This window comes from Cupriavidus sp. 09_S30, from assembly GCF_056930435.1.
Map to the genome: position 1 here is coordinate 1300661 of NZ_JBXOWI010000001.1, position 17020 is coordinate 1317680.

Annotated in this window: 21 protein-coding genes; 19 read left to right on the top strand and 2 right to left on the bottom strand. The window is 64.8% G+C overall.

Annotation, left to right across the window (positions count from 1 at the left end):
• Nucleotides 1–29: 29 nt before the first annotated feature.
• Genes AC1Z3O_RS06280 through AC1Z3O_RS06315 form a run of 8 tightly spaced genes read left to right on the top strand, consistent with a single transcriptional unit; the run spans nt 30 to nt 6175 of the window.
• Nucleotides 30–1505, top strand: a complete 1476-nt coding sequence (locus tag AC1Z3O_RS06280) for a DUF3383 domain-containing protein (protein ID WP_483514426.1) — start codon at nt 30–32, stop codon at nt 1503–1505.
• Nucleotides 1506–1520: 15 nt separating this feature from the next.
• A complete protein-coding gene (locus AC1Z3O_RS06285) occupies nt 1521–1961 on the top strand; it encodes a phage structural protein (protein ID WP_483514429.1) in 441 nt (146 codons plus the stop codon).
• A gap of 2 nt (nt 1962–1963) precedes the next feature.
• On the top strand, nt 1964–2410 hold the full coding sequence (locus tag AC1Z3O_RS06290; RefSeq protein WP_483514431.1) for a phage tail assembly chaperone: 447 nt from the start codon (nt 1964–1966) through the stop codon (nt 2408–2410).
• Nucleotides 2407–2595, top strand: coding sequence for a DUF6889 family protein (locus AC1Z3O_RS06295; protein ID WP_483514433.1), 189 nt, complete (start codon nt 2407–2409; stop codon nt 2593–2595). Before AC1Z3O_RS06290 ends, AC1Z3O_RS06295 begins: the two co-directional genes overlap by 4 nt.
• On the top strand, nt 2585–4318 hold the full coding sequence (locus tag AC1Z3O_RS06300; protein WP_483514435.1) for a phage tail tip lysozyme: 1734 nt from the start codon (nt 2585–2587) through the stop codon (nt 4316–4318). Before AC1Z3O_RS06295 ends, AC1Z3O_RS06300 begins: the two co-directional genes overlap by 11 nt.
• Entirely contained in the window at nt 4315–4890 is a 576-nt protein-coding gene (locus tag AC1Z3O_RS06305; RefSeq protein ID WP_483514437.1) for a phage baseplate protein, read from the top strand. Before AC1Z3O_RS06300 ends, AC1Z3O_RS06305 begins: the two co-directional genes overlap by 4 nt.
• Nucleotides 4890–5207 (top strand): phage baseplate plug family protein, encoded by a 318-nt coding sequence (locus AC1Z3O_RS06310; RefSeq protein ID WP_483514439.1) that lies wholly within the window; start codon nt 4890–4892, stop codon nt 5205–5207. The genes AC1Z3O_RS06305 and AC1Z3O_RS06310 overlap by 1 nt, the downstream gene beginning before the upstream one ends.
• Nucleotides 5204–6175, top strand: a complete 972-nt coding sequence (locus AC1Z3O_RS06315; protein ID WP_483514441.1) for a phage protein — start codon at nt 5204–5206, stop codon at nt 6173–6175. Before AC1Z3O_RS06310 ends, AC1Z3O_RS06315 begins: the two co-directional genes overlap by 4 nt.
• Here the strand turns inward: AC1Z3O_RS06315 and AC1Z3O_RS06320 are convergent.
• The gene (locus AC1Z3O_RS06320; RefSeq protein ID WP_483514443.1) at nt 6172–6537 is read right to left on the bottom strand and encodes a hypothetical protein; all 366 of its coding nucleotides are present in this window, start codon (nt 6535–6537) and stop codon (nt 6172–6174) included. The two genes, AC1Z3O_RS06315 and AC1Z3O_RS06320, sit on opposite strands and share 4 nt — an antisense overlap.
• Before the next feature lie 9 nt (nt 6538–6546).
• Between AC1Z3O_RS06320 and AC1Z3O_RS06325 the strand changes: the two genes are divergently transcribed.
• The 11 genes from AC1Z3O_RS06325 (at nt 6547) to AC1Z3O_RS06375 (ending at nt 16317) form a co-directional block, all read left to right on the top strand.
• Nucleotides 6547–7293 carry a Gp138 family membrane-puncturing spike protein gene (locus AC1Z3O_RS06325; RefSeq protein WP_483514445.1) on the top strand — a complete coding sequence of 249 codons (747 nt, stop codon included), beginning with the start codon at nt 6547–6549 and terminating at the stop codon, nt 7291–7293.
• 8 nt (nt 7294–7301) lie between these two features.
• The gene (locus tag AC1Z3O_RS06330; RefSeq protein ID WP_483514447.1) at nt 7302–7652 is read left to right on the top strand and encodes a contractile injection system sheath initiator; all 351 of its coding nucleotides are present in this window, start codon (nt 7302–7304) and stop codon (nt 7650–7652) included.
• Entirely contained in the window at nt 7652–8833 is a 1182-nt protein-coding gene (locus tag AC1Z3O_RS06335) for a baseplate J/gp47 family protein (protein ID WP_483514449.1), read from the top strand. The genes AC1Z3O_RS06330 and AC1Z3O_RS06335 overlap by 1 nt, the downstream gene beginning before the upstream one ends.
• Nucleotide 8834: 1 nt before the next feature.
• Nucleotides 8835–9605, top strand: coding sequence for a DUF2612 domain-containing protein (locus AC1Z3O_RS06340; RefSeq protein ID WP_483514450.1), 771 nt, complete (start codon nt 8835–8837; stop codon nt 9603–9605).
• A 14-nt stretch (nt 9606–9619) separates the two neighbouring features.
• Entirely contained in the window at nt 9620–10465 is an 846-nt protein-coding gene (locus AC1Z3O_RS06345) for a tail fiber protein (RefSeq protein WP_483514452.1), read from the top strand.
• A 7-nt stretch (nt 10466–10472) separates the two neighbouring features.
• Nucleotides 10473–11273: a DUF4376 domain-containing protein gene (locus AC1Z3O_RS06350; RefSeq protein WP_483514454.1), complete on the top strand. Its 801-nt coding sequence runs from the start codon at nt 10473–10475 to the stop codon at nt 11271–11273.
• Nucleotides 11274–11332: 59 nt separating this feature from the next.
• Complete coding sequence (locus AC1Z3O_RS06355; protein WP_483514456.1) at nt 11333–14206, top strand: hypothetical protein; 2874 nt, start codon at nt 11333–11335, stop codon at nt 14204–14206.
• Nucleotides 14207–14305: 99 nt separating this feature from the next.
• On the top strand, nt 14306–14719 hold the full coding sequence (locus AC1Z3O_RS06360) for a hypothetical protein (RefSeq protein WP_483514458.1): 414 nt from the start codon (nt 14306–14308) through the stop codon (nt 14717–14719).
• Between the two features lies 1 nt (nt 14720).
• The gene (locus AC1Z3O_RS06365) at nt 14721–15191 is read left to right on the top strand and encodes a glycoside hydrolase family 24 protein (protein WP_483514460.1); all 471 of its coding nucleotides are present in this window, start codon (nt 14721–14723) and stop codon (nt 15189–15191) included.
• Nucleotides 15188–15577: a hypothetical protein gene (locus AC1Z3O_RS06370; protein ID WP_483514462.1), complete on the top strand. Its 390-nt coding sequence runs from the start codon at nt 15188–15190 to the stop codon at nt 15575–15577. Before AC1Z3O_RS06365 ends, AC1Z3O_RS06370 begins: the two co-directional genes overlap by 4 nt.
• A gap of 224 nt (nt 15578–15801) precedes the next feature.
• On the top strand, nt 15802–16317 hold the full coding sequence (locus tag AC1Z3O_RS06375) for a hypothetical protein (protein WP_483514464.1): 516 nt from the start codon (nt 15802–15804) through the stop codon (nt 16315–16317).
• On the opposite strand, the gene AC1Z3O_RS06380 is transcribed toward AC1Z3O_RS06375, so the two are convergent.
• Nucleotides 16314–16988, bottom strand: coding sequence for an SOS response-associated peptidase (locus AC1Z3O_RS06380; protein WP_483514465.1), 675 nt, complete (start codon nt 16986–16988; stop codon nt 16314–16316). The two genes, AC1Z3O_RS06375 and AC1Z3O_RS06380, sit on opposite strands and share 4 nt — an antisense overlap.
• Nucleotides 16989–17020 lie beyond the last annotated feature (32 nt).

Here is a 17020-nt window from a genome sequence, read left to right on the forward strand (position 1 = left end):
TTCAGGCGGCTTTTTTTTTGGAGATCACCATGTCCAACGGACTGCCGGTATCGCGGCTGATCAACGTTTCCATCAATCTGGCGCAACTGGCGGCCCAGGGGGCGAACCTCAACTCGGCGCTGTTCCTGGGCCCGTCGGCCGTCATCGACACGAACGAGCGGATGCGCTCGTACGGAACGATCGACGAGGTGGCTGCCGACTTCGGTACCAGCGCGCCGGAATGTCTGGCGGCGTTGCTGTACTTTGAGCAGGTGCCGCAGCCCACGCAGCTCTACATCGGCCGCTGGGCCAAGACCCCCACGTCGGGCCTGCTGCGTGGCGCCGTCCTGTCTGCCGCGCAGAAGGACATGGCTGCCTGGAAGGCGGTCACCACGGGCGCATTCAAGATCGCTGTCGACGGCTCGGTGAAGTCGGTCTCGGGTCTGGATTTCTCCGCGCAGACCAACCTCAACGGTATCGCCTCGGTCATCCAGACTGCGCTGACCGGCGCCACCGTCGCCTGGAATGGCTCGCAGTTCGTCGTCACGTCGAGCACCACCGGCACGAGCTCGTCGGTCGGCTACGCCACGGCGCCGACCTCCGGCACCGACGTCTCGGCGATGCTGGGCCTGACCGGCGCGCTGGCGTCCACGCCGGTGCAGGGCATCGTGCAGGAAACGCCTGACGCGGTGGCCGCGCTGTTCCTGGACAGGTTCGCCAACAAGTTCCTCGGCCTGATGTTCGCGGACACGAGCCTGACGAACGCGCAACACGTGGCCGTGGCCAGCCTGATCGAGGCAAACCAGGCGCACCTGTATGGCGCGACGACGCAAGAGCCGCAGGCGCTCGATCCGACCAGCTCCGCGGACCTGGCGTCGACGTTCCTTGCGCTGAGCCTGAAGTACTCGTTCGCCCAGTTCTCGAGCAGCAACCCGTTTGCTGCGGCGTCCTTGTTCGGCCGACTGCTGACGACGGACTTCAACGGCAACAACACGACGATCACCCTGATGCACAAGCAGGAGCCGGGCATCGTGCCCGAGACCCTGTCCAGCAGCCAGGCTGACGCGCTGAAGGCAAAGCGCTGCAACGTCTTCGTTGCGTACAGCAACGACACCGCGATCGTTCAGTACGGCGTGACGTCGAGCGGCATCTTCATCGACTCGGTCTACAACGCGATCTGGTTCCGCAACCGCATCCAGACGGACGTCTACAACCTGCTGTACCAGAGCCCGACGAAGATCCCTCAGACGGACGCTGGCAATGCACTGATCGCCGCGACGATCGAGGCCGCCTGCGAGGCGGGGGTGAACAACGGGTACCTGGCGCCCGGGGTGTGGAACTCGGCCGGCTTCGGCGCGCTGAAGCAGGGCGACACCCTGTCCAAGGGCTACTACGTCTACGCGCCGCCGATCGCGAGCCAGTCGCAGGCGGACCGCGAGGCGCGCAGGTCCGTGCCGTTCCAGGTCGCGGCCAAGGAAGCCGGCGCAATCCACACCGTCGACATTCTCGTCAACGTCAACCGATAAGCGGGGCGCAAGCATATGAGCACCTATTCGTTTCAGGACGTCCAGGCAACCCTCGTGGGGCCGGGCGGCGCGTTCTCCCTGGGGTACGGGGAAGCGGTGGCCGAGGAAGGCATCACGATCACGGCGGCCAACGACAAGAACACCATGACCATCGGGTCGGACGGCGAGGGCATGCACAGCCTGCACGCCGACAAGTCCGGGCAGGTTACGCTGCGTTACCTCAAGACGGCGCCGGCGAATGCACTGTTGCAAGCGCTCTACGATGCGCAGACGCTGGACAGCAGGTTGCACGGCAAGAACATCATCACGGTCACGAACTCGGCAAGCAAGGACGTGACGGCATGCCGCTCGTGCGCCTTCAAGAAGAAGCCGGACCTGAAGTACGCCAAGGACGGCGACATCGTGGAGTGGGTGTTCGACGCGATCAAGATCGACACGATCCTGGGGACCTACTGACCATGGCCACTGAGATCGAGTTGGGCGGCAACCAGTACGCTATCGGCCGCCTGAACGCGATGCAGCAGTTCCACGTGAGCCGCCGCATCGCGCCCATCCTGCCCACCCTGATCCCTGTCTTCCTGCGCATGCGCGCCAGCGGCAAGTCGCTGACCGAAGACCTGGCGGGCCTGGCCGCGGCGCTGCAGCCGCTGGCGGACGGGCTGGCCGCGCTGAAGGACGAGGACGCCGAGTATGTGATCGGCGCATGCCTGGCCGTCGTGCAGCGTCAGCAGGCAACCGGCTGGGCCAAGGTCTGGTCTGCTGGGGGTGCCATGTTCGACGATATGGACATGGGCGTGATGCTGCCGCTGGTTGTTCAGGTCATCACCGCCAACCTCGGCCCTTTTATCAGCGGGCTGCTTACCAGCCAAGCGAGCAGCCCGGCATCGGCGGTACCGGCTGGGTGAAGTCCCTGCCGGGCGGCGAGGACTGGCTGCTGCTGCCGGTGGCCGAGGGCTGGTGCAAGTATGAATCCCTGCTGGATGGCACGCTCGGTCTGGAAGACGTCGCGCTGATGAACGACGCCATCGCGGTGCGGGGCGACAACCAGGCGGCCGCCCGCCGCATGCTGGAAGAGAAGAATGGCCGATAGCACCGTCATCCGCGAGTTTCTGGTCGCGCTGGGCTTCAAGGTCGACGAGAAGGGCCTGAAGAACTTCACGACCGGCGTGGACCAGGCCACGAAGGGCGTGGTGCGCCTGGTCGGCACGATCCAGGGCGCCGCGCTGTCGATCGGCGCCGGTATCTCGGCCTTCGCGTCCAAGCTGGAAAGCCTGTACTTCGTATCGCAGCGCACCGGCGCCACGACGTCGAGCCTCAAAGCGCTCGAGTACGCCGCGCGCAATCTTGGCGTGTCGTCGCAGGCCGCCTTCGGCTCGGTCGAGAGTCTCGCCCGCTTCCTACGGAACAACCCGGCCGGCGAGGGTTACCTCGCCACGATCGGGGTACAGACCCGCAAGGCCAACGGTGAGCTGCGCGACACCGTCGACATCCTTGCGGATCTCGGCGCGGAGCTGGGCAAGAAGCCGACCTGGATGGCGAGCCAGTACGGCAACGTTCTCGGCATCGACGAGAACATGCTGCTGGCGATGCGCAGCGGCGACTTCGGCAAGTTTCTGCAGCAGTACCGGGACATGTCCCGGAACAACGGGCTGGACAAGGCGGCGAAGGACTCGCACGCATTCATGATCGCGCTGCGCGATCTGGGCACCTCGTTCGAGAACATGGCCATCCGGGTCGAGGGCGCGTTGCTGCGCAAGATCGGCCCGCAGCTGACGCAGTTCAAGAAGTGGTTCGAAGAGAATTCGCCAGCGATTGCTGACCGTGTGGCGGCCATTGCCAGCGCTGTCCTCTCGGCGGCCGCCGCAATGGGACCGCCGCTGAAGTGGGTCACGGACAAGTTCATCGAGCTGGACAAGGCCACCAACGGCTGGTCGACGCAACTCTTGCTACTGGTGGGCGTGTTCAAGGTGCTGGGCGGATTCCAGATCATCGCCGGCATCTGGAAGATGGTTGCGGCTGTGCGTGCGCTGGGCGCGGCCAATGCAGCGGCGGCGGCCGCTGGAGGGGCTGCTGGTGCCGGTGGTGCTGCGGCCGGTGCTGGCGCTGCCGCCGGATGGTTGTCTCGCTTCCTGCCGTGGCTGTCCAGGGTCGGCGGTGCGGCGGCGCTGATGTTGCACAGCAGCGACCTGAATACCGGCGAGCAGGCAGAACTGGATCGGCGGCGCGCGGCGGCCGGGCAGCCGCTGTCCGGCAGTTCGGACGGTGCCGGCGGCCCCACGCCGCAAGCGGGCAAGCAGGCCGCGTTCGACGCCGTCGCCTTCTTCCAGCGGATGGGATGGGGCCGGGACCAAGCGGTCGGGATTGTCGCCAATCTCCGCCACGAGAGTGGCCTCAACCCGCACGCGGTTGGCGACAACGGCCGGGCCTACGGCGCGGGGCAGTGGCACCCGGATCGTCAGGCCAACTTCCAAGCCTGGGCAGGGAAGGACATCCGCGAGTCGACCCTGATGGAGCAGCTGCAGTTCGTGAACTACGAGCTGACGCAGGGTGCTGAGCGGCGCGCCGGCCAGCTGCTGCGGGCCGCGCAGAACGCCCAGCAGGCTGGCGAGATTGTGTCGCGGCACTACGAGCGGCCAGCATTGGCCGACGCCGAGGCAGCGAAGCGCGGGCGGTCCTCGGTAGCGCTCTCGAACGACGTCAAGATCTACGTCAGCGGTGCGCAGGATCCTGCGGCAACCGGGCGCGCCGTGGCAGGCGAACAGGGCCGCGTGAACAGCGATATGGTGCGCAACCTGCAAGGAGCGATCTCGTGATTCTGGACATGATCACGCTGGTGCCGAAGCGCATCGGCTCCATCACCGTCCCTGTGACGGTCGAAGAGGCCTACGAGGACGAGCTCCAGATCACCGAGCACCCGGTCGAGAAGGGTGCCGAGGTCAACGATCACGCCTTCAAGCGCTCGCCCGAGGTGGTGATCAAGTGCGGGTGGAGTAACGCGGACATCGAGGCCATCTGGGGCGGCAGGCAGGCGACATTCACCGGCGGTCTCGTGTCGTCATCCGACTACGTCGGCGCTGTCTACTCGCAGCTGCTGGCGCTGCAGGAAGCGCGCAAGCCGTTCACCGCGGTGACGTCTCTGCGGCAGTACGACAACATGCTCATCAAGAGCTTGGCCGTGCTGCGCGATCAGAAGTCGGGCGCCGCGCTGATGGTGACCGCCACGCTCAAGCAGCTGCGGATCGTCTCGACGCGCGCCACGACGCTGCCGGCGCGCGAGAACCAGGCCAACCCGGCGGCGACGGCGGAGACCGAGAACACCGGCGCCAAGTCCGCGATACCGGCCACCCCGGCGCCTGGCGGCGCGGTGCCTCCGACGAGCATGTAATGCCGAACTTCTACGAGATCCCGCTATCCCCGCAGCCGCAGCGCTTCAGCATCACGCTGGGTGGCGTCGATTACCGGCTGACGGTGCAGTACCGGCAGGCCGGGGGCGCCGGCTGGGTGCTCGACATCGCGGACGCAAAGAACGTGCCCCTGGTGTCCGGCATCCCGCTGGTGACTGGGACGGACTTGCTGGCCCAGCATCGGCACCTCGGCTTCGCCGGCAGGCTCTGGGTGCAGGGCGCGGCCGATCCGGACAACGTGCCGACTTTCGATGACCTGGGGGTCGGGTCGCATCTCTACTGGGTGACGGACGCATGACGCAGCAATTCGGCCGCAAGGTCTCGCTGATCATCGGGGAGGACGCAGGCGACGCTCTCGATCTCTCGGATCTGAGGTTCGTCTTCAACGTGCGGCGTGGCGACCTGCAGACGCCGAATTCCGCCCGGATTCGGGTCTACAACCTGGCGCGAGATACCGCTCGGCGCGTGAAGGAGGAATTCTCCCGCGTCGTTCTGCAGGCGGGCTACCAGGGCAACTTCGGGATCATCTTCGACGGCACGGTCAAGCGGGTGCGGCGGGGGCGCGAGAGCCAGACGGACACCTATCTCGACATCACGGCCGCTGACGGGGACTCGGCGTACAACTTCGCGGTGGTGAACACCACGCTGGCGGCCGGATCGACAGCGGCCGACCACGTGGCGGCGGCATGCACGGCCATGAACCCGTATGGGGTGACGCAGGGATACCTGCCGGATCTGCCGCAGAACCCGCTGCCCCGCGGCAAGGTGATGTTCGGCATGGCGCGGGACTTCATGCGGTCGACGGCCAAGACGACCCAGACCGTCTGGAGTATCCAGGATGGGAAGGTTGTGATGGTCCCCGAGACTTCCTACTTGCCAGACGAGATCCCGGTGATCACGTCAGAGACCGGGATGATCGGGCTGCCCGAGCAGACGCAGAACGGGATCACGATCAAGATGCTGCTGAACCCGAGCGTCAAGATCAGCAGGCTGATCCAGATCGACAACGCCAGCGTGCAGCGGTACGAGTACAGCCTAAATACACAGCAACAGGCGCAAAACGAGCGAGTCGAGCAACAGGCCGCGCTGCAAGACGATGGCTTCTACTACGTGATGATTGCCGAGCACTCTGGCGACACGCTGGGGAACGACTACTACACCGAGGTGATCTGCCTGGCGGCAGACGTGACGGTGCTGCCTGACTTCTACAAGGACAAGGCCGCCGTGCCGCCGGCTGACGCCACGGTCATCAAGAAGTACGGCTAGCGCCCGTAGGTCGGCAGGGCCTTGATCGTCATGGTGTTGCGGTCTGGCTGGACGTCAGCGAGTGGCATCGCGTTAAGCGAAACCGATTTCGCTGGCATCTTCGGCACCACGATGATGGCATTGCCATCAATGTCCTTGCCCCAGCAGCCGATGTCCCAGACGCCGCGGAACGAGGCATACGCGCGCATGTCCTTTGCGTGCACCAGCGGAAGCTCGCACTTCTTCTTTAGGTAAAGGATCGTCGGGAAGGGGTTGCTGATCGTTTCCCCGACCTTCATGCCGGCGAACGGATACACGTAGGCTTCCTCGGCGAAGGCACCCGTCGAAACGGCCAGCGCAGCAAGCAGTACCAGCTTCCTCATAGTGACACCATGGATAGACGAGAACGGGTAGACGATCCTGAGATCGCCTTGCGCGAAGCCCTTGACGGCCTGCGCGCGGGGCTTTGGACGGCGATGCCTGGGATTGTACAGGCGTTCGATCCGGCGGCCTTGACGTGCCAGGTGCAGCCCGCGATCAGGATTCCGGTGCGCAGCGCCGACGGCAAAGTCGCGAGCGTCGCGCTGCCGCTGCTGGTCGACTGCCCGGTCTACTTCCCCGCCGGCGGCGGCTGCACGTTGACCTTTCCGGTCAAGCCCGGCGACGAGTGCCTGGTGGTATTCGCCAGCCGCTGCATCGACGCCTGGTGGCAGTCCGGCGGCGTGCAGGAACAGGCCGAGCTGCGGATGCACGACCTGTCCGACGGGTTCGCGTTCGTGGGCGTGCGTTCACAGGTGCGCCGGCTTGCCGGTCTGAGCACGGTAGCCACGCAGCTGCGAGCGGACGACGGTGCCACCTACATCGAGATGAACCCGACGCTGCAGAAGGTCAAGATCGTCGCGCCTGGCGGCTTCGACGTCGTCGCGCCGCTGTCAACGTTCTCGGCGTCCGTGACGATCACCGGCCTGTTGACCTTCGTCGGCGGCATGGTTGGCAGCGCGGCGAGCGGCGCCGCCGCGGTGCTTAACGGTGTCATCCAGTACATCGGCCAAGTCTTTGCCAACGGCAAGCGGATCGACGACACGCACGGCCACGCAAACGTACAGCGCGGTACCGACACATCCGGCCCGGTGGCCTAGGGACCCCTATGCGATACAGAAAGCTCGACGCCGACGGCGACTACGTCTTCGGCGCGCACCAGGCCGACTTCTACGTGAACAGCGCCGATGCCGTCGGGCAGGCGGTGCTGACCCGGCTCCGCCTGCGGCAGGGGGAATGGTTCCTGGATACCACGGCGGGCACGCCATGGAACCAGGTGCTGGGCAAGTACACCGGCGGCACGTATGACGCGGCGATCCGGCAGCGCATCCTCGGCACGCAGGGCGTGCGGGAGATCACCGCCTACTCGAGCACGCTGGACAGCGAAACTCGGAAGCTCAGCGTGACCGTCACGATCTCCACCATCTACGGCACCACCACGGTGCAGGCGACGCTGTAATGACCATCACGACGACCGCGCCGACCATTGACGCAAGCGGCATCACCGCGCCGACCTATGCCCAGGTGTTGGACTACCTGAAGACGAAGTACCGAGCCATCTATGGCCAGGATACCTACCTGGAAGAGGACAGCCAGGACGGCCAGCTGCTCGCGGTGTTCGCCTCGTGCATCAACGACGGCAACGCGGTGGCCATTGCCATCTACAACTCGTTCAGCCCGGCCAGCGCGCAGGGCGCGGCGCTAGCCAGCAACGTCAAGATCAACGGCATCGCCAAGAAGTCGGCGTCGTATTCGACGGCTGACCTTCTCATCGTCGGCCAGGCCGGCACCACCATCACCAACGGCATCGCCAAGGACGGCAACGGCAACAAGTGGGCACTGCCGGCTTCTGTGGTCATCCCGCCGACCGGGCAGATCACGGTCACGGCGACCTGCCAGGCGCTGGGCGCCGTTGCAGCTGCCGCCGGCACGATTACCCAGATCGGGACGCCGACGCTCGGCTGGCAGACGGTGATGAACCCTGCCGCCGCCGCGCCGGGTGCCCCGGTCGAGTCCGACGCAGCGCTGCGCCAGCGGCAGAAGACCTCGACGGCCATTCCCTCGCTGACGGTGCTGGAAGGCATCATCGGCGCCGTGGCCGACGTTCCCGGTGTCTCGCGATATGCGGCCTACGAGAACGACACGGATCTTACGGACGCGAATGGCCTGCCGTCGCACTCGATGTCGATGGTGATTGAGGGGGGCGACGCCACGGCGATCGCCAGTGCCATCGCCAGGAAGAAGACCCCGGGGTCTCCTACCTACGGCACCACGGCGGTGGTGGTCCTGGACGCCTACGGGCGCCCGATCACGATCCGGTTCTTCCGGCCGACTGATGCCCCGATCGCAGCGACCGTGAACCTGAAGGCTCTCGCCGGCTACACCTCGCAGACCGGGCGGGCCATCCAGGAGGCGATCGCCGACTACGTCAACAGCGTGGCGATCGGCGGCGGCCTATCTGGCAGCGTGGAATGGGGTGATGCGCTTACGGCAGCGAACAGCGTGGGCGGCGGCATCACCTTCAAGCTGTCGGGGCTGACGCTGAGCGGGCCGCGCGGCGGCGGCGCGCCGGACGTCGCGCTGCTGTTCAACGAGGCGGCCTCGTGCGTGCCGACCAACATCACCCTCAACGTGACCTGATATGGCGGACTTGACCGACTACACCGGGTTGATCACGTCCGAGCACAACCAGCGGCCGAAGTTCATGGCCGTGGTCGCGGCGCTAGCCCAGCCGATGGTTGACCTGATGAACGTACTCGGCAGCATGCCGGGCAAGTTTGATCTGGACCATGCTGTCGGCGTGCAGGAGGATGCTGTAGGGGAGTGGGTTGGCATCGCGCGCGAAGTTGCGACGCCTCTCAGCGATGTCTACTTCTCGTTCGACATCGACGGCCTGGGTTTCGACGTCGGGGTGTGGCAGGGACCCTATGACCCCGACATCGGCATCACGTCGCTGGACGACGAGACATACAGGCTACTGATCCGGGCAAAGATCGCTGCGAACCACTGGGATGGCACGTTGGCTGGCTCAGCCAACGTGATGAAGATCATCTTCCCGCCGGACAGCGGGACGCAGATCCTGATCCTCGACAACCAAGACATGTCGATCGACGTGGTGGTGGCAGGCGAGATCCCGTCGATCGTCTCTCTGTCGCTTCTCTTCAGCGGCAATATCCCGCTCAAGCCAGAAGGGGTCCGGGTCAACGGCTACTTCGTCACAACCGAGTATGGCTCGCCCGTCTTCGGATTCGACGTCGACAATCAGTACATAGGCGGCTTTGACCATGGCGCATGGGCAACAGGCGACCTCTTCGAGACGGCTATCAACCTGCAGCTCGCGAATGCCGTCGGCTTCGTGGCTAATGACGTTCGGGTGCTGGTCAACATCACGCTGCCAGACGCTCTGGCTTAACAATCGAGGGTTCAATGCCTACCAATGATTTCCTCCCGTTTGCAGGCGGGGCCGGGGCAAACGTCAGTTCTCAGGCGGATTGGGCTGCGCTGGCTGCGCGCACGCTCGGCTTCCAATCCGGCATCGCGAAGTCAGCCCAGGTCAACAAGGCTCTCCGGCAGGCGAGCATTATGTCGGCGGTGCTGGCCCAGCTCATCGTTGATCAGACCGGTCAGAGTGCAGTGGACGATGGGACCATCGCCACGCTGCTTGCCAATTTGAAGGCAGCCATATATGGCGTTGTTCCCGTCGGAACGATTCTTCTGTTCCCCAGTGGGGTGATTCCCAGCGGGTATCTACTGGCCAACGGCGCTGCCGTTTCGCGTATCGCATATGCCAATCTGTTGGGGGTGATTGGCACGATCCACGGTGCCGGTGATGGTTCAACGACCTATAACCTTCCGGACTATCGTGGCGTGGTTCCGCGCGGGCTGGACAACGGGCGCGGGCTTGATCCGGGCCGCACCCTAGGCTCATATCAGGCCGACAGTTACGCCGCACATGACCACGCGATCAACGATCCCGGTCACGCGCACGGCGTCGCCGATCCTGGGCATAGTCATGGCGTCAACGATCCTGGCCACTCGCACGACATCGGGTTTCAGCCGAACTCCAGCGGCACCGGCGGCGGCGGTTTCGATCGCGCGTATCCCGGCACGACCGGTAATCGCACGCAAGCCTCGGCAACGGGCATCTGGCTGTCCGGCGGTGGTGCCGGTATCGGCATCTACGGATCGGGCACCGGCGTGTCTATTCTGGGCTCGGGTGGATCTGAGACGCGCGGCAAGAACATCGCTGTGAATTTCATCATCAAGTTCTGAGGCGCAAATGACGAAAACAGTAACTGCCTACCAGTGCGATTCGCAGGGCGTCTTGATTGACCAAACCATCGTTCAAGAAGACCCGTTGGAGCCGGGCGCCTATCTACTGCCCAGCTATTGCACGCTGCTCGCGCCGCCCACGTTCGACCCGTCGACGGCAGAGGCTGTATTCGCTAATGGGGTGTGGGACATTCAGCCGTTGCCAGCTTCTCCTGCCGAATCCATCGCAGCAGCAGCGACGCTGGCAACGGACGCCAACAGGCCCGCGGTTGGGGAGCATCAGGTTGCAGTCATCATCGATGGGCAATGGCAAATTGCCGCTGACTTCCGCGGCACCACGTACTGGTTGGAGGATGGCTACGAGTACCGGATATTCAGTATTGGCGAAGTACCTCCGGCTGAGGCGCTGTCGGAACCACCGCCTCGCCCGTCGCCCGCGCCGACGCGAGATGAAGTCCAACGCACGCAGCTGACCGCGTTGCAGGACGCATATCAGAAAGCGATCCAACAGCCTGTGAGCTACACCAGCAGCGGTGGTGTCACGCAGTGGTATCAGGCCGACATCGCAAGCCAGACCGTGCTGATGCAGGCCACGCAAGGCTACATTCTCGCTAACGCAGTTCCTGACGGGTTCTACTGGGTCGCAGCCGACAACGCCCAAGTCGCATTCACACTCGACGATCTCAAGGGCCTAAACGCTGTGATGCTGGCCCAGGGATGGGCTGCATTTCAGAAGCTACAGCAGCTCAAGGCACAGGTTCGCGCCGCAGAGACCGTTGAGGCTGGCCAGGCGGTCGTCTGGGACTGACGCCGCGCCGCCATCGTACACAAGCCGCCTTTGGGCGGCTTCCTTATTTCGCCTGAGACATGACATACGACAGCCTTGCGGACGCAACGAACGGGTTCAAGGAAGATGCGGATCGTGTCAGGACCTTCGCCAATGGTGGTCCTACCGACACCTATAAGACCACTGGTGGTCAGCAGGTCGATTCGTTGCAGAAGTTCCTTGCCGAGAACCAAGCCAATATCAACGCGGCAGCGGCAGCAGTGCCGGTGGTAAATGCCCAGGCGGCCGCCGGTCAAGCGGCACGGGTTGGCGCCGAGGCGGCGCGCGATGCAGCGCTGATCCAGGCTGGTGTAGCCGTGGACGAGCCAACCGGCCGCGCAGCCGCAGCGGATGGACAGGCATTCAAGGTGCAGGGAAGTGGCGATGTTGCTGCCTTCGAATACCGTCGCATCAGCGCCGCCGCCTCGCAGCTGATCGGATCCTATCCGTCGGTAGCCGGCGTGAATACCGTGAGGGGAATCGCGCGCCGCGGCAACTGGTGCGTCCTCGGCCGTGCCAACAAGGTGGCGCAGGTTTCCGGCACGTCGGACTGGAAGGTCTCCTGGGGGCGCCTTTACGTCTTCGATGGCCCGACCAGCGGCATGAAATCCATCCAGGCGGTCACCGACCTGGTGGTGCCCAATGGCCAGGCGGCCTATGTCGACCTGAGTGAGGCGGCGGTGGGCGGCGAGTACGTCGTCCATGTGTCGACGATGGCGCCGGAGTCGGCGAGCAACCCGGTCGGCTCCTACGTCGACGATAGAAGGCTGATCCTGTTCTACTGCAAGAACAACATCCTCGGCGGGCTCGCGAGCCCGAATACGGTGAATCCCTTGGCTGGCTCGGTGTCGCGCGACGCGCTCGAGGCGGCCATGAAAACGCAGTCCGACCGGGTTGGCTGGCATGTGGTCGGGCGACCGACGAAGTGCCTGCCGGTCACGGGCAATGCCTACCAGCTGTCCTTTCCCCGGCTTCTCATCACCGGCGGCATTGGGCGCTCCTCCAAGTCGGTGGCAGCGGCGACGGATGTCACGGTGCCGACCAATGAGGCGCTGTATGTCGACTTGGACGGCGCCGTGGATAGCAATGGCTACCTGACCGCGCAGGTCACATCGGGGGGCTATACCGCTGGCATGAGCTCGCAGGGGACGTTTGTCAGCGATGCGCGCGTCTACCTGTTCCTCAACAGCAACGACGGCAACATCACGCGCATCGGTGGCCCGTTGGCGGCCGGCCTGGTGTCATCCGGGCATCTGGATGATGTAATGAAGAACCGCACGGCCCGGCCGGGCTGGCACGTCGCGGGCACCATCACGAAGTGGGCGAAGAACGGCGCCACCCTGGTGGTGAGCTTCAGCGACCTGCGGGTCTCGCGCGGGATCGGTCCCACCAGCCTGGTGATCGAGGGGCGCACCGACCTGTCTATCCCTTCCGGCCAGGCGCTGTATGTCGATCTGGCCTCAGCCGTGAATGGCAACGGCAAGCTGGTGGCGCAGGTGACGACCAGCGGCTACACGTCTGTTGGGGGCGGCCTGGTCGCTGGCAACTTCGTCGACGACCAGATGATGCTCCTTCTGGCCAATGACTCGCTCGGCCTGGGCGGTCCCCTGTCTGGTCGGATCCAGCAGAGTCCATTTACGGGACAGGTCTGGCACAAGCTGTCGCCCTGCAACGTGACCTGGGATGCGTCTACGCGCACCCTGGCCTGGGACAACTACCTGATCGTCCCGATCAACGGCTACGGCGGCCGAATAAAGCTGGCTCCGGGCTCGGTCGTGTTCCCGAACCTGACGTTCCAGACGGCCTGGATCGACCTCAGCCTGGCGCCGACCAGTGGCGACGCGCTGCCGGCCAACGTGGTCAAGGTCGGGCAGTACTACACCGGATCGCCACAGTTCGGGGGGCTGGCAAACGAGCTGCCGTTCTTCACCTACAACGGCGCCGCGGACTTCAGGCCGGTAGGCGGCTTCCCTGTGCCGACGGCGATCAATGGGCCGGCCAGCACCAGCTTTGTGGATGACGATGTGATCGTGCGCACCGGGCCGGGGGCGGTCAGCCTCTTCGTCAAGGGTTCCAAGCACAACTCCAATTACTACCTGGAGCATGTCTACGGCCACGAGGTGGCGGCTTTCGACCCGACTGGGCAGAACGCCGGCGGCAACGCCGATGTGTGGCGGATCGTTGGCACCTACGAATGCACGCTGGCGGCCGGGACCACCAACTTCACGCGCGTGCGCCAGGTCGTCAATGGCGGCGAGTGGGAGTGCGCCATCAAGGAGAATGGGCAGCCAGACTACATCGGTGGGATCCATGGTGACGAGCTGCTGGCCAGCATCCGCATGCTGGTCGACGGTGTCGAGCAGCCGATGGAGACCGCGGCGACGCTGGTGGCCAAGCAGGTGCAGTTCGTCCAGAAGTCCACGATGTACCGATGCAATACCCAGACGCCGGCCTGCCAGCACGTCAAGCACGTCACCTTCCGGTTCGGTGAGATCCGGACGCGCCAGCAAATCGAGTGGTCAGTGGCGATGACGCTGCAGGCGGCGATGCTGGCCATGCTGCCGATAAAGCGCCTGGTCAATGACACCTCCGGTGCCAGCATCACCAGCAAGGCCGTGCGGGCGCCGCTCTACGACCTGGAGGATGTGTCGGCCGCTGGATTCGCGCAGCAGGTGTCGGCGGGAGATCTGCCGCGCTGCCAGATCTGGGGGGCGACGGGAATCTCGGCGGAGGTCGAGATCGTTGCGGCACCGAGTAATCCCAGCCGATGCTTCTACATCGCCAACGCGGACTACTACAACAAGTTCTACTACAGCGTGGCGGGAAACATCCTCCAGGCCGGCCCCTACCACCAGACCGCCGTAGGCGAGAAGTGGTACGTGGAGGCGGTCTACCGAGTCACCACGTCGAACTAGTTCCGAGCGGCATGGCGCCAGCTACAGGCTGGCGGCGTAGCATGTCGCGCTCATCTTTTGCCCGCCTCAAGCGGGCTTTCTCATTTCCGGGGTCACAACATGTCCGAAGCAATCAGCGGCAGCGCTGCAGCAGGGGCCGCCGGCGCGGCCGCATTCAAGGCCATCGGCGGCCCAGCCGCCGTCGCAGGAGGCGCCACCGTGCTTGCAACGATCGTGGTGATGGTGATGACGCCGCCGCGCACGCGGCGCGAATTGGCGGTGGCGTTGATTGCCACGGTGGTGGCGAGCCTGTGCGGCGGCGCCGCGGTGATCCAGCACTTCGGCCTGGTCGGCTGGATGGGTAGCCTCAACGGATCCATGGCGCTCGGCGGGGTGTACTTCTCGTGCGGGCTTCCCGGCTGGGCGGTGGTCCGGTGGCTATTCAACTTCATCGAGCGGCGCCGGGACAAGGACCTGGCTGATGTGGTCGACGACGTACGCGACGCAGTAGCGGGGGGTAAGCATGCCGAATGACATGGATACCCCGAACATCCGTCCGTTCCTCGACATGCTGGCTGTGTCTGAGCTGGGACGGGCGCTGCTGGCCAAGTCCGACAACGGCTACAACGTGCTGGTCGGCAGCACGCCGGCGGCGCTAAAGCTCTTCCATAGCTACGCCGATCACCCGCGGCAGCTGATCCAAGTGCGGCCCGGCCTGTCGTCTACGGCCGCCGGCCGCTACCAGTTGCTGGCGCGCTGGTACGACCCGTACAAGCGGCTGCTGGGCCTGCGCGACTTTAGCCCGGCCGCCCAAGATCGGATCGCTGTGCAGCAGATCCGTGAGCGCCTGGCGCTGCAGCTGATCGCCACGGGCCGCTTCGACGAGGCGGTCTCGCGCGTGCGCAATATCTGGGCGAGCCTGCCTGGCGCCGGGTACGGGCAGAACGAGCACTCGCTCGACTACCTGCGCGGCGTGTATGTCCAGGCCGGTGGGGTTCGTGCATGATCGGGCTGCCGCAGTCCATTCCCTGGCGCGCCGCCGGCGCCGCAGTTCTGGCAGTCAGCATGGCCGCCGGGCTGTTCGCCGCCGGCTGGGTCACCAACGGCTGGCGCAAGGACGCCGAGCTGGCCGAGCTCGCCGCGGCGCGCGCCCAGGCGGACGTGGAAACCGCCACTCAGGCGCTGGCCGAGCTGCGCGCGGCCAGCGCTGACATTCGTGCGCGAGCCGGCGAGTACCAGGACATCAAATCGGCGCTGGGCGCCAGGCTCGATGCCATCCAGAAGGAGCTGAAGAATGCGAAGCCTTTGCCTGCTGACTGTCGGCCTGATACTGGTCGGGTGCGCATGCTCTCCGACGCCGTCGGCGCTGCCAAACAAGCCGCCGCTCGATAGCGCGCTGGCTGCGCCATGCGAGGTTCCGGACGCGCCGGCGGTCGCTGACTATGACGTCTGGCAGGCCTGGGTGATGGGGCCGGTGCTGGGTGCGCTTGGTGACTGTGCGGCCCGGCACCGAAAGACGGTGGAGGCGTGGCCAAAGGGGACTTCCCCCAGCTAGGGGGTGTTGCGGGTGGGGAAGTCGGTGTAAGTTTGCCACTCCACTTCAAGGGGGGAGGGGCATGGAGCGATTCACCGGCGCTATACGAAAAGCGGTTGAACTCAAGAACTGGTATGCCGCGCTCGCGATGTCAATAACGCTGCCGGACGTGTGCGGAAAGCTGGTAGAGCCGCAGGAAAAGGCTAGCGGACCTCGATATACAAGGTGGTTCGATCAATGGATGCAGCCTAAGTACGTGAGGCAATTAGGTCCAGATCGATCTGCGCACGTCTTTCTCAACGGCGCCGATTGTTACGCGCTGAGGTGCAGCTATTTGCACGAAGGTATGGACGACACGACAAACCATCGCGTGAGGGAAGCGTTGGACAAGTTTCGCTTCGTCGATCCACCGCCCGGGTGGCATGTTCACCTCAACCAAAAAGACCGCACGCTCCAACTCCAGGTTGACATTTTTTGCCTAGACATGGCGGACGCCGTGGATGAGTGGGCTGATTCGGTTGCCGATGACCAGGATATCCAGACGAGAATTGGGAATTTGCTGGTAATCGATAAACTGGAGAATGGGTTCCGCCTCTAGTTACGTCGGATCGGTGCCGCTTCTGTTGCTATCTCCTCCGCCGCCGGCGGCAGGGTCAGAAACGATCGCGCCACCTCCGTATCCCGGCACGTCAGCCATTCATCCCACTGCCCGCGCGGCACGATCACGATGCCGCGCTTTTCCTTCCCTGGCGCGTGCATGCGCTTCATCACCGGGTGGTGCTCGGCGTTCACCGTCAGCATGGTGAACGAGAAGGCCCCATCCGGCCAATCCCTCCAAAGTCCGGCTACGCCGAAAGCGGGCTCGTCCTTCATCCAGATCCGGTACCGCACAGACTTGGTCCCGTGCTCGTAGTTCGGCTCGTAGAAGGCGGTCATTGGCACCAGGCAAAGCTGGGCCTTCTTCCACGGGCCAGCAAAGGACGCCTTCGAGCCGACCGTCTCCGCTCGAGCATTCATGGTGTCGTAGTCCTTCAGCTTGGGCGGCGCGCCGGTGCGCTGCTCGGTCTCGTCGTTGCGCCGCTTGATTTCGGCGCGTGGGATCATGCCGAAGCCAGCCAGGATGCTGTCGCGGTTGCCGTCCTGATCTGCACGAATGATGGGTGCCAGGTAGTCGCGCCAGGTCTCAGCCTTCCATACCGACGGCGGCGGCTCGACGCCGAAGACGTCGCGCAGCAGCTGGGCCTGCACAGGGGCGTAGTTCGTGCACATCGGCGATTCCTCCCGATCAGTTGGCGCGGTGT